At 52.6% G+C, this 12,516-nt stretch carries 9 protein-coding genes; 2 read left to right on the top strand and 7 right to left on the bottom strand.

All coding sequences use genetic code 11. The features are described from left to right. Positions 1 to 135 precede the first annotated feature (135 nt). Positions 136 to 1,785, top strand: a complete 1,650-nt coding sequence (locus LPB67_RS05500) for an ArnT family glycosyltransferase (RefSeq protein ID WP_262836038.1) — start codon at positions 136 to 138, stop codon at positions 1,783 to 1,785. A 218-nt stretch (positions 1,786 to 2,003) separates the two neighbouring features. Further along, entirely contained in the window at positions 2,004 to 5,999 is a 3,996-nt protein-coding gene (gene purL, locus LPB67_RS05505; protein WP_262836039.1) for a phosphoribosylformylglycinamidine synthase, read from the top strand. 386 nt (positions 6,000 to 6,385) lie between these two features. On the opposite strand, the gene LPB67_RS05510 is transcribed toward purL, so the two are convergent. From LPB67_RS05510 to LPB67_RS05540, 7 genes are all read right to left on the bottom strand, one after another. After that, positions 6,386 to 7,159 carry a peptidylprolyl isomerase gene (locus tag LPB67_RS05510; RefSeq protein WP_262836040.1) on the bottom strand — a complete coding sequence of 258 codons (774 nt, stop codon included), beginning with the start codon at positions 7,157 to 7,159 and terminating at the stop codon, positions 6,386 to 6,388. A 41-nt stretch (positions 7,160 to 7,200) separates the two neighbouring features. Then, positions 7,201 to 7,476 (bottom strand): BolA family protein, encoded by a 276-nt coding sequence (locus LPB67_RS05515; protein ID WP_262836041.1) that lies wholly within the window; start codon positions 7,474 to 7,476, stop codon positions 7,201 to 7,203. Further along, positions 7,473 to 8,090, bottom strand: coding sequence for a septation protein A (locus LPB67_RS05520; protein WP_262836042.1), 618 nt, complete (start codon positions 8,088 to 8,090; stop codon positions 7,473 to 7,475). Before LPB67_RS05520 ends, LPB67_RS05515 begins: the two co-directional genes overlap by 4 nt. Positions 8,091 to 8,125: 35 nt before the next feature. Next, the gene (gene msrB, locus LPB67_RS05525; RefSeq protein WP_262836043.1) at positions 8,126 to 8,521 is read right to left on the bottom strand and encodes a peptide-methionine (R)-S-oxide reductase MsrB; all 396 of its coding nucleotides are present in this window, start codon (positions 8,519 to 8,521) and stop codon (positions 8,126 to 8,128) included. A gap of 18 nt (positions 8,522 to 8,539) precedes the next feature. Continuing rightward, positions 8,540 to 10,051 carry a protein adenylyltransferase SelO gene (locus tag LPB67_RS05530; protein WP_262836176.1) on the bottom strand — a complete coding sequence of 504 codons (1,512 nt, stop codon included), beginning with the start codon at positions 10,049 to 10,051 and terminating at the stop codon, positions 8,540 to 8,542. Positions 10,052 to 10,354: 303 nt separating this feature from the next. Continuing rightward, entirely contained in the window at positions 10,355 to 11,590 is a 1,236-nt protein-coding gene (locus LPB67_RS05535; protein WP_262836044.1) for an MFS transporter, read from the bottom strand. 45 nt (positions 11,591 to 11,635) lie between these two features. After that, the gene (locus LPB67_RS05540) at positions 11,636 to 12,481 is read right to left on the bottom strand and encodes an SDR family NAD(P)-dependent oxidoreductase (RefSeq protein WP_262836045.1); all 846 of its coding nucleotides are present in this window, start codon (positions 12,479 to 12,481) and stop codon (positions 11,636 to 11,638) included. Positions 12,482 to 12,516: the final 35 nt, after the last annotated feature.

The following is a 12,516-nucleotide window of genomic DNA, read 5'->3' on the forward strand; positions in this document are numbered from 1 at the left end:
GCGATGTCGTTCTGACTTATTGGCGAAGCGCAGCGTGCTTCATTATTTTATTGTGAATTCTTAGCCTTAGCCCGCAACTTAATGCAGCAATCCCGATTAACGCCACATTTCCGCTCAATTCAAGACGCGTCTGTTTTGTTTATTCCTCTCTGGATGGTGTGGGTCATTGCGCTCATTTTTGTCGGGGCTGGTCTCGGCAGCTACGCCATTCTTGATAACAACGAAGGTCTTTACGCTGAAATTTCGCGGGAAATGCTGCAATCAGGCGATTGGCGGCAGTGGATTATTCCGCATTTAAACGGCCTGGTATACATGGAGAAGCCGCCGTTGCTATATTGGCTTACCGCCCTGTCGTTTGCGGTATTTGGCGAGTCTGAATGGGCCGCCAGACTGGTTCCTGCCTTATCTTCTTTATCTTGCGTTGGGTTGATACTCTGGTTTGGCGGGCAGTTGCAACGAACCCAGACCGCGCGTCTTGCCGCCCTCATGTTTGTCTCCGGTCTTGGCGTGACCGCGATGTCGCGCACCCTGATGTTCGATATGCTGCTGACGTGTTTGCTGACGGCATCCCTGATGTGGGCTTATTTTTTCGTGACATTGAAAGAGCGGCGTGCACTGTGTTATTCGTATGCGTTTCTGGCTTTGGCCGTGCTTGCCAAAGGTTTTGTGGCCGGCGTCTTGTTTTGCGCAGTAACAGGCTGTTTCGTCATGACGCAGTCGTCATCGGTCAGGAAATTACTTGCTAACGTGTCGCAGTTTTTTGATAAAAAAGCGATAGGCGTATTTTTGTTGATTGCCTTACCCTGGCATGTGGTCGCCAGCCTGATCGAGCCGATTTTTGCCTGGTTTTATTTTATTAATGAGCATGTCTTGCGGTTTTTAGGTAAGCGTGAGCCGCATGATTATTACGCCGGCGCCTGGTGGTATTACTTGCCAAGAATGGTGATTTATTTGTTCCCGTGGTCGTTCTTGTTGGCAGGTATTTTTTTTGCAAAACGGGTGAATCAAATCCATAAGCCTTTGCAATGGTTCTTGAGTTTTGCCTGGATCATGCCCGTCCTGTTTTTTTCCAATTCAAGCGCGAAGGCGAATTATTATCTGGTAGCGGTCATGCCGCTGGCGAGTTTTCAATTGGCGATCTTGTTTGAAGACAGACAGTATGGCGGCAGGTGGGGGCGGATGTTGCCGGGACTGTTGTTGACGGTGTTGTTCTGTCTGCTAACCGGGTTCGTTTTTTCTCATCCTCAGGAGAAATTGCAAAGCATACGAATATTGGGCCTTAGCGCCCAGCAATTTGTCAGCTATGGCTTGATCTGCCTCAGCATACTGGCGGCAGCGGCAAGCTGGCTGGCTTGGCGCACAGCAAAAATTGGGATACTCGGCTATTTGCTGCTGCCGATTGCGACGCTATTTATTCTGCTGAATATCTTGCACGTATCGGATGAGTCGACCTCGACCCGTCCTATCGCGGATGCTTTGATGAACGAGCACGCCGGTAAAAAAATCATGTTGTTTCAAGTATTCGAAGATCAGTCTTCGCTGACGTTTTATCTGAAAAGGCCCGTGTATATCGTGGAGAGTCGCAGTAATGATTTATTCTGGGGTAACAAGCTGCACAATAACAATATCGTCCTGAGCGCCTCGGAATTTGACGCCATGACAGCCGCTGAACCCTTAGCCATTGTTGTGATGAATCGTGATATTCCGCTGTTTAAAACAAAAAGCTATGCCAATACAATGAAAGTCGCCAGACGTTTTGCGAATGCGAGTATTTTTGTCAATTGATTTACCGGCGAAGTCATCGATCAAAACCCGGACTCGATAACGGTTTTGGCCGGGCCGAATCTCTTTATCAGCGGTTTTTGCTTTTGATTGCCAATGATGGGGCTTCCGGCTGGAGTGTGTGCAGGCATCAAGGTATAATCTCGCTTTCTGATCCAACCTGTGATGTCGCCGCTGTCATTTCTGAACTCCGGGCGCATTGCTTCAACTACTCTCTCGCCATGTTGATATTGCCAGGCTCCAATGCCTTGTCTGCTTTCCGTACCCAAGGTCTGTTATCCAAACTGCAAGCTGTTGACCCGCATATCGTCGGCGTCAGTGGTCGTTATACCCATTTCGTCGATGCCGCCGATACTGTATCAAGCGAGGATGCCGCCCGGCTCGACGCTATGTTGACTTATGGCGATGCTTTTACGGGTAAGGACGAGGGCGATACCTTCGTCGTTATTCCACGCTTCGGTACGATTTCTCCCTGGGCGAGTAAGGCAACCGATATTGCGCATAATTGCGGCATGCAACATATCAAGCGGATTGAGCGCGGTATCCGTTATACGGTGCAAGTCAAATCGGGTTTGCTGGGCGGTGCCAAGAAATTAGCGGAAGAATCGCGTCAGGCAGTCGCTGCCTTATTGCACGATCGGATGACAGAGATGGTGCTGGCAGACGTGCAGGAAGCCAGCGCTTTGTTCTCTGAACTTGACGCGAAACCCTTGGCCTCGGTCGATGTGTTGGGTGGCGGTAAAGGCGCATTATTGCAGGCGAACACGGAATTAGGTCTGGCTTTGTCCGATGACGAGATCGACTATCTGGTCGATGCTTTCGTCGCTGCGGGGCGCAATCCGACTGACGTTGAATTGATGATGTTTGCGCAGGCCAATAGCGAACACTGCCGTCATAAGATCTTTAATGCCGATTGGACCATTGACGGTGTTGTGCAGGATATTTCCTTGTTCGGCATGATCAAGAATACGCATTTGCTGCAACCGAAAGGCACTATCGTTGCCTACAGCGATAACTCCTCGATTATGGAAGGCGCGAGCGTCAGCCGCTTTTATCCAAACGGTGCAGTTAATGGCAATGTCTATCAGGCGACCCAGGAACTGACGCACACCTTGATGAAGGTGGAAACGCACAATCATCCGACCGCGATTTCCCCATTCCCGGGGGCATCGACTGGCGCCGGCGGCGAGATCCGTGACGAAGGTGCGACGGGCCGCGGTGCAAAGCCGAAAGCCGGCTTGACGGGCTTTACCGTATCCAATCTGATGTTGCCGGGTGCAGTCCAGCCGTGGGAAAACGCCAGCGATACGATTGCCAGTCAGCCCTCGGATAAAGTCTATGGCAAACCGGATCGTATCGCCTCTGCTTTGCAAATCATGATTGACGGCCCATTGGGCGGCGCTGCCTTCAACAATGAATTTGGCCGTCCCAATCTGGGCGGCTATTTCCGTACTTTTGAACAAAATGTCGGTGGTACCGTGTACGGCTATCACAAGCCCATCATGATCGCGGGCGGTATCGGGAATATCTCGGACAAGCACACCAAAAAAGACGATCTGCCTGTCGGCAGTCTGCTGATACAACTGGGCGGCCCAGGGATGCGCATCGGTATGGGCGGCAGCGCCGCATCCTCGATGGCGACCGGCACCAACACCGCTGATCTCGATTTTGATTCAGTCCAGCGCGGCAATCCTGAAATGGAGCGTCGCGCGCAGGAAGTGATTAATTCGTGCTGGCAATTGGGTGACGACAATCCTATTTTGTCTATCCACGACGTCGGTGCCGGCGGCTTGTCGAACGCCTTCCCGGAGATTACGAATGATGCCAGGCGCGGCGCGATCTTTAATCTGCGTAAGGTGCATCTGGAAGAAAGCGGCATGGCGCCGAAAGAAATCTGGAGTAATGAATCGCAAGAACGTTATGTACTGGGTATTGCGCCGGATAGCCTGGCTTTGTTCGAATATTTCTGCGAACGTGAGCGCTGCCCGTTTGCGGTCGTTGGTACGGCAACGGAAGAGCGGCAGCTCAAGGTGATCGATCCTGAACATGACAATACGCCGGTCGATATGCCGATGAATGTGCTGTTGGGTAAACCGCCCAAAATGCACAGAGATGTTCAGCATGTCACGCACAGCTTCCCGCCAATCGATTTGACCGGCATGGATTTGCAAGACGTCGCACAACGTATCCTGAGTCTGCCGACTGTTGCCGATAAATCCTTCCTGATCACCATCGGTGACCGTACTGTCGGCGCGACCTCGGTGCGCGACCAGATGGTCGGCCCGTGGCAAGTGCCGGTCGCCGATTGCGCTGTCACTACCATGAGCCTCGAAGGTTATCTCGGTGAAGCAATGTCCATGGGCGAGCGCACACCGTTGGCCGTGATCAATGCCGCGGCATCCGGCCGTATGGCGATTGGTGAGTCGATTACGAATATCGCGGCAGCGCCGATCAGGGATATTTCCGATATCAAGTTGTCGGCGAACTGGATGGCCGCCTGCGGTCAGCCTGGTCAGGACGCTGCATTATTCGATACGGTCAAAGCGATTGGCATGGAGTTGTGTCCGGCGCTCGGTATCAGTATTCCGGTCGGCAAAGACTCCCTGTCCATGCGCACCACCTGGCAAGATGAAGGTGAGGCAAAATCCGTCACTTCGCCGGTTTCATTGATTATTTCTGCATTCGCACCGGTATTCGATGTGCGTAAATCCCTGACGCCGCAATTGCGTCTGGATGCCGGTGATACCAGCCTGATCCTGATCGATCTGGGGCGCGGAAAAAATCGCCTGGGTGCATCCTGCTTCGCGCAAGTCATGCAAAAGCTCGGCGATCAGACGCCGGACGTCGATAGCGCAGAGGACTTGAAGGCCTTCTTCGCCGCGATTCAGCAATTGAACCGCGACAATCATCTGCTGGCCTATCACGACCGCTCTGACGGCGGTCTGTATGCGACCTTGTGCGAGATGGCGTTCGCTGGCCGTACCGGCCTGTCCATCAACCTCGATATCCTGACCATGGATGAGGCTGCCGATTGGGGCGATGCCAAGAATTGGGCAGGGCAGGTTGCCGAGCGTCGTAACGACCTGACTTTGCGCGCCTTGTTTAATGAAGAGTTGGGTGCCGTGATCCAGGTTCGCACCGAGCAACGTACTGCGGTGATGGATGTTCTGCGCGCGCACAATCTCGGTGCTTGCAGTCACATCATCGGTAAAGTGAATGCCGGCAATCTGATTGAATTTACGCGCGATGCGAAACAGATTTACAGCCAGCCACGCGCGACGCTGCATCAGTTGTGGAGCAAAACCAGCTGGCAAATCGCCCGCCTGCGCGACAATCCTGCCTGCGCTGACGCTGAGTACGCGCGCATTCTCGACCTGAACGATCCTGGCATCACACCCAAACTCAGCTTCGATCCGCAGCAAGATGTCGCCGCCCCTTTCATCAATACGGGTGTGCGTCCTAAGGTGGCGATCTTGCGCGAGCAGGGCGTGAACTCGCATATCGAAACCGCCTATGTCATGCACAAATCCGGCTTTACCGCAGTCGATGTGCACATGAGCGACCTGATTGCCGGTCGCGCCCGCCTGGCAGATTTTAAAGGTCTGATTGCGGTCGGCGGTTTCTCGTATGGCGACGTGCTCGGCGCTGGCGAGGGTTGGGCGAAAACGATTTTGTTCAATGCAATGATGGCCGAACAATTCTCGAATTTCTTCCATCGTGAAGATACATTTGGTCTGGGTATCTGTAATGGCTGCCAGATGATGAGCAATCTGAAATCGATTATTCCCGGCGCCCAAGCCTGGCCGAAGTTCACCAAGAACAAATCCGAGCAATTCGAAGGCCGTTTCGCCATGGTTGAAGTACAAGAGTCGGCATCGATTTTCTTCCAGGGCATGGCGGGCACGCAGACGCCAATTGCGGTCGCGCATGGCGAAGGTTTTGCCGACTTCTCGATCACCGGCGATATCAATGCTGCTCAGGTTGCAATGCGCTTCGTAAATAACGCTGGCGCTGCGACCGAAGCCTATCCGTATAACCCGAATGGTTCGCCGCAAGGTATTACCGCGGTGACCAATGCAGACGGACGCTTCACGGTCATGATGCCGCATGCGGAACGGGTATTCCGCTCTGTACTGCACTCATGGCACCCGGAAGGCTGGGGCGAAGATTCGCCTTGGATGCGCATGTTCCGTAACGCACGTCAATGGGTTGCCTGATACTGAGTTATTAGCGCTCTGCATAAAAAATGCCACGGATGTGGCATTTTTTACGTCATGTTGCCTCTCGTAAAATTCGGTAAATAAATATACTCCCCAGTTTGTATTGGATAATAGTAGTATTTCCGCATTATTTATCTAGCGATTGAAATAGTACTATATGGGAGTATATATAAAAACTACCTGACAGTACGCCACAATGACCTGTCCGGTTTTCATCGGATGCCAGATTACGCCGGTGCAGATATGTTCGCGTATTTAAGCTGGATTCGTATCGCCACTCGCCAGGTCGTAGTGGATCCGGGTTGAATACGAAAATGTGAAGGACAAAACAAAAAAGACGCCGTAGCGTCTTTTTTATTGGGTAAAACCGTAATCAGGATCGATTATTGGATCTTTGCTTTTTTCAACAGAGACTGTTGGTAAGCTTGAACTTTTTGCTGTTGCAGATTGTTCAGGATCTGTGGCTTCACTTCTTCCATGGTTGGGAATTTAGCTGTGCGTACATCATCGAGTTTGATAATATGGTAGCCGAATTCTGTCTTGACCGGAGTTTCAGTGAATTGACCTTTTTGCAAAGCAACCAGGGCTTGTGAGAATGGTGCCACATAGCTTGCTGGTGATGCCCAATCCAGATCGCCGCCTTTAGCTGCCGAGCCTGGATCTTTGGATTGTTTTGCCAATTCGTCGAATTTAGCACCGGCCTTCAATTTCAGGATGATCGCTTTGGCATCATCTTCTTTTTCTACCAGGATATGGTAGGCGTGGTATTCCTTGTCGCCGGCTTGGGATTTCGCTTTGTCGTATTCAGCTTTGACTTCTGCGTCGCTTACTGGATTCTTTTTGACGAAATCGATCATCAATGCGCGGATCAGGATGGATTGACGTGCTACTTCCAATTGCGTTTTTACGTCAGCGTTGGCGGCCAAAGCAGCTTTGTCGGCTTCTTGCATCAAGACTTCGCGGTTGATCAATTCTTGTTTGACCATCGCGCGCAATTCTGGCGTATCTTTTTGACCCTGTTCAGCCAATTGTTTGACCATGACGTCAACGCGGCTGGACGGGATGGCTTTACCGTTAACAACGGCGAGGTTTTGAGCCAATGCAGGCAAGGCAGTTGCGAGAAGTACTACCAGCAAATGAGCAGGTTTAAAAGTCATTATCTGTTCCTAAAATAACAAAGTAAGTAAAAACAAAGTGGTTAGGTCGGTATCTCTGACGGAGCCAGCGCAACAATTACAAGTGCATGAATTTCCGTGTGCATCATATCGCCAACGGCATCATACACTAGTCGATGCCGGGATATACGATTTAGCCCCTCAAATTGGTAACAAACTATTTTTACACTGAAATGACCTGCGCCGGAGGCGGCTCCGGCGTGGCCATGATGCGCTGCAGAGTCGTCGCTTAATTGACAGCTAAGGGGCTGTAAAGTTTCCCGTAATCGGGCTTCAATCCGGTTCAGGCGATCGTTCATGTAGGTTCTTCCATGTATTTAGACAAAAACAAGCCTTGAACGACGATAAATACCGGTAAGGCCGCTATCGAATACAGTTTAAAGCTGACCCAGGTGGTGGTCGGGAAAGAGAAGGCGACATACAGGTTCACGATGCCCATCACGAAAAAATAGGCGATCCAGGCTAGACTTAATTTCGACCAGACATCGTCAGGCAGCGTGATTTGCGTCCCCATTGTTGCTCTGAGTAAATTTTTCTTGAATAAGAATTGCGCAAACAAAAACGCGACGGCGTAGCACCAGTAGATTACTGTCGGCTTCCATTTAATAAAGGTTTCACTATGAAAATAAATGGTGGCACTGCCAAAGCCGACAATCACAACGAAGGAAATCCACAGCAATGCGTCAATCTTTTTGCGACGGATTACGAGATAGCCAAATTGCAGAACCGAACCGATGATGGCGATTGCCGTCGCCAACAGGATAGGTGCCAGATCGGCTGTCGGTTTGCCGCCAGAGATCAGACCGGACAGATACTGATCTACCAGGCTTTGGGCGAATTCCAGGTTGCGTTCCCCGAGTTTAAAACTAATGAAAAACAGGATTACTGGAAAAATATCGAACAAAAATTTCATATCAACTTTTCAAAACGGATTTGACGAGCTAAAAACTAAGTTTTAGGCGCAAATCTCAGGGACGCGGAGTTAATGCAATAACGCAATCCTGTCGGTGGCGGGCCGTCAGGAAACACATGACCCAGGTGGGCGTCGCAGATATTACACAATATCTCGGTGCGCGTCATGCCGTGTGAGCGATCGACTTTTTCTAAGACATTCGCCGGATTGAGTGCTTTGAAATAACTTGGCCAGCCGCAGCCCGAATCAAACTTGGCATCCGATTCGAATAAAGGCGTGTTGCAGCACACGCAGGTATAAATGCCCGCTTCGTGATGATCCCAGAATTTGCCGGTGAACGCCCGTTCTGTCGCTGCGTGGCGGGTAACTTCATATTCCATGTCTGTGAGCATGGAGCGCCATTCCTTATCGGTTTTAGTGACTTTTGACATGGTATTTCCTTCTACGGTTTAGGACGAGCAACTGACTTCCAGTTCGCGTGCCCAGTCCGGTGGCAGGGCCGCATAATCGTCATGTTCTGCTTGTTCATCAAAGGGGTTTTCTAAAATCTGCAATAGCTTTGCGACTTCAGAAAAATCTTTTTTCTGGGCTTTTTCTATCGCTATCTGTGCGAGGTAATTACGCAGTATATATTTAGGATTGACACTCTGCATGGCGCGTTGGCGCGCCGGATCGTCGCTGCGCTCGGTCTGCAAGCGCTGACGGTATTGTTCCAGCCATAAATCTAGCGCCGACCGGTCGATAAAACCATCCCTGAGCTTTTCGTCCAATGCCGATTTGGCGGTATTGATATAGCTCAGATGGCGGAAGCTGTGCGTGAAATCGGCACCGTTCTGCTGCATCAGGTCGAAAAACTGGTCGAATAATTTGCCGTCGGCTTCGCGGTGTTCAGTCAACTGTTGCAAGCCGAATTTTTGGTGCAATAGTAGATCGAACGCTTGTTGATAGGCCGGTTGATAGGCTGACAGCGCAGCTTGCGTATCTTCGACGGTGCCGATCAATGGCAATAAGGCTTGAGCCAAGGCATGGCAATTCCAATGGCCGATTTTCGGCTGCATGCGGTAGGAGTAACGGCCCTGGGTGTCGGTGTGGTTGCAGATGTGACCGGCGTTAAATGCTTCCATAAAACCGAAAGGGCCGTAATCGAGGGTTATTCCAAGTATCGACATATTGTCGGTATTCATGACGCCGTGCATGAAGCCAACCGCCTGCCATTGCGCCATGAGCTTGGCAGTGCGCTGCGTGACTTCTTGTAATAGGGCCTGGTAGGGATTGTCATGTTCCAGCAGTGCAGGATAATAATTGCCGAGTACAAAATCGGCCAGTGCTTGCAATTGCTCCGGTGCGTTATTGTAGTACCAGTGCTCGAATGAGCCGAAGCGTATAAAGCTTGGTGCGAGACGGGTGACGACTGCGGCGGTTTCCGGCGTTTCACGCATCACATAGTGATCGGAGCCAGTCACGCTCAGGGCGCGTGAGGTAGGGATGCCTAATCCAGCCATGGCTTCGGAGCACAGAAACTCGCGAATCGATGAGCGCAATACCGCGCGACCGTCGCCCATGCGGGAATAGGGCGTCATGCCCGCTCCCTTGAGTTGAATTTCTATCCTGCCGTTTGGCGAGTCCGCGGTATTTTGGGCGGCAACATCGCCTAACAAGATCGCCCGCCCATCGCCGAGCTGACCTGCCCAGACGCCGAACTGATGACCGGAATAGACTGCTGCCAGCGGAGTGCTGCCACTGATGAGTTGATTGCCGGTAAAGATTTCGGTAAATAAATCCGTGTTGAGTGCGTCTGCCGACAGACCTATTGCGTCGGCCGCCTTGCTACTTGCGCCGACCAGGTAGGGCGCAGCTAATGGTGTGGGGCGCAATACAGTGTAGAAGTCGGACGGTAGCTGAGCGAATTGATTTTCCACGCTTAAATTGGAGATGTCGGTGACTGGAATGGTCGATGTCATCGTTGCATTATTGGACATTGCTGAATTACCGCCACAGGTGCGGAGAACATTGAATAGTCTGACATTTTGACAGACTAAGGCGAACCGCGTTGACTTGTTGGAACTCGCGCAAAAATCCAGCCCTCTCACTACCCGAGAAAAGGAGACCCCGAGAAAAGGCAAGAGAGGAGCTGGCTCCATGGCGTTTCGATATTCAAATGAACCCGCAAGCCGGGCGCGCCTGTTGGCCCGAAATGCCGCTGAAAGCCGCATCCCGTCCGCGGTTTCAATTTGAATTGTTGCAATCAGAGGGACGATGCCTGATCATGCCGTTGCGGGTGCCCGCATTTTTTCCTTGATCGGCAGATGTAATAAGGCCGCAGCGACTGCCAGCATGATATCGATGTACCACATCAGATTGTAATCGCCGGTCGCTTCAACTACTTTGCCGCCCAGCCAGACCCCGAGAAAGCCGCCGATCTGATGCGTCAGCATCACGATGCCGAACAAGGTTGCCATGTTCGCCGGGCCGAAAAATTTGGCGACCAGTCCCGCCGTCGGCGGTACGGTGGACAAGAAGGTCAATCCCATGATGGCGGCGAACATCAGCATCACCGTACCGGTTTTGGGTGCCAGCAAAAAGAGGATGACAGCCAGTGCGCGTGTCGCATACAGCAAGGACAGCAGTGATTTCATGCGCCAGCGTCCGACCGCCCAGCCCATGCTCACGCTGCCGACGATATTGAACAGGCCCAGCATCGCCAGCGACCAGGCGCCGAATTGTGCCGGCAAGCCGCAAGACGCAATCACCCCGGGCAAATGCGTTGCCAGGAAAGCGACATGAAATCCGCATACGAAGAATCCCGCACTCAGCATCAGATAGCTGGGATTGCGCAAGGCGTTGCGTATCGCATCCGCGGTCGATACCGGTGCAATACCCGATGCCATGTTCATTTGTACGGAGTTGCCGCGCAGCAGGAATGCCGCAGGCAGCGCGAGTAAGACGATCGCCGCCAGCACCTGCATCGCATTACCCCAGCCATAGCTCAACATCAGCGCACCCGCAATCGGCGCCATTAAAAACTGGCCGAAAGAGCCGCCGGCGTTGATGATGCCCGTTGCCATGCCGCGTTGATGCGCGGGGATCATGCGGTTTGCGGTTGCCATCAAGACGGCCGGTCCGGCCATGCCCGCGCCGCCCGCCGACAAGATGCCGATGCTGAAGATCAGACCCGCTGTCGTGCTCATCATCGGCGTGATAAACGTGCCGATCGCGACCAGCAGAATACCTGCCAGCAGCACACGACCGGCACCGATTTTATCCGCCATGGCTCCCGCAAAAGGCTGCGTCAATCCCCACCAGAGCTGGCCGAAAGCAAACGCCAGACTGATGCTGCCTATGCCCAGTCCGGTCGCCGTATTGAGGGGGCTGAGAAATAATCCCATGGTTTGCCGGGTTCCCATCGTGAGTGAAAAAGTCCCGGCGGCGGCCAGCAATACCAGCCAGATTGCCATGCTTTGGCGGTCGGTATTTTCTGCTGTGTTAGTAGCGCTTGTCATGATCATGTCCTGTTTTTCAGCGATTTTTATACGCTTTTGAATTGCCTAAAGCGTGCTTGCGGCGACAATTTTGCGTTGATAACGCGAGGCCGGGCGCTGCCGCGACAGGTTGGGTCCAAACTTGGCGCGCGCTGCGACGAAAGCATGCCAGTCTGCCGTATCCGGCAGGGACGGGATCGTGATCAGCTCACCGTCATCAAGGCCAATCAAGGCGGCATCGACCAGATCGGCCACTTCCATGATCATTGCTGCGGGCAGGTTGGCGGCGTCAATACCGCTGCGCTCCCAGATCTCGGTGCGGGTAATGCCGGGCAAAACCGCCTGCACCTGCACGCCGTATTTGCTGATCTCGTTATGCAAAGTTTGTGTCAGGCTGAGTACATAAGCCTTGGTTGCACTATAGCTTGCATTGAACATCTCGGGAGCCAGTGCCACGACCGAGGCGATATTGATCAGCTTGCCTTGCTGGCGTGCGACGAATTCGGTAGAGGCGATGCTGGCCAGTCGGGTCAGTGCCAGCACATTCAGTTTGATCATGCCTTCGATCTGATCGAGATTCGCGCCGGCCAGCGGTCCGTTGGCGGCGATGCCTGCGTTGTTCACCAGCATGTTGATGCTGGCGTCGCTGGTCAATTTGTGCTCGACCAGTGCCAGATCGGCTTTATCAGTCAGGTCGGCGCGCAGGACGCTGATCTGGACGCCGGTTTCGGCCCGCAGCTTGCCAGCCAATTCTTCAAGACGAGCCTGGTCGCGTGCCACCAGAATCAAGTCATAACCGCGGCGCGCCAGGCGGTCGGCATAAGTCGCACCGATGCCGGAGGAGGCGCCGGTAATCAGCGCCGTGCCCAGCGAGTGGTGGGAGATATCGTCATTCGATTGTGCAGGTGTCATTTCTTTACTCCATGTTCATTATTGGGTGAGGGCAA

This window comes from Undibacterium sp. Jales W-56, assembly GCF_025548535.1.
GTDB lineage: Bacteria > Pseudomonadota > Gammaproteobacteria > Burkholderiales > Burkholderiaceae_D > Undibacterium.

Bases quoted from the DNA above. Each gene is read 5' to 3' on its own strand.
- LPB67_RS05510 (WP_262836040.1), bottom strand. From the start codon at position 7,159: ATGACTTTTAAACCTGCTCATTTGCTGGTAGTACTTCTCGCAACTGCC.
- LPB67_RS05520 (WP_262836042.1), bottom strand. From the start codon at position 8,090: ATGAAATTTTTGTTCGATATTTTTCCAGTAATCCTGTTTTTCATTAGT.
- LPB67_RS05515 (WP_262836041.1), bottom strand. From the start codon at position 7,476: ATGAACGATCGCCTGAACCGGATTGAAGCCCGATTACGGGAAACTTTA.
- LPB67_RS05540 (WP_262836045.1), bottom strand. From the start codon at position 12,481: ATGACACCTGCACAATCGAATGACGATATCTCCCACCACTCGCTGGGC.
- purL (WP_262836039.1), top strand. From the start codon at position 2,004: ATGTTGATATTGCCAGGCTCCAATGCCTTGTCTGCTTTCCGTACCCAA.
- LPB67_RS05530 (WP_262836176.1), bottom strand. From the start codon at position 10,051: ATGACATCGACCATTCCAGTCACCGACATCTCCAATTTAAGCGTGGAA.
- msrB (WP_262836043.1), bottom strand. From the start codon at position 8,521: ATGTCAAAAGTCACTAAAACCGATAAGGAATGGCGCTCCATGCTCACA.
- LPB67_RS05535 (WP_262836044.1), bottom strand. From the start codon at position 11,590: ATGACAAGCGCTACTAACACAGCAGAAAATACCGACCGCCAAAGCATG.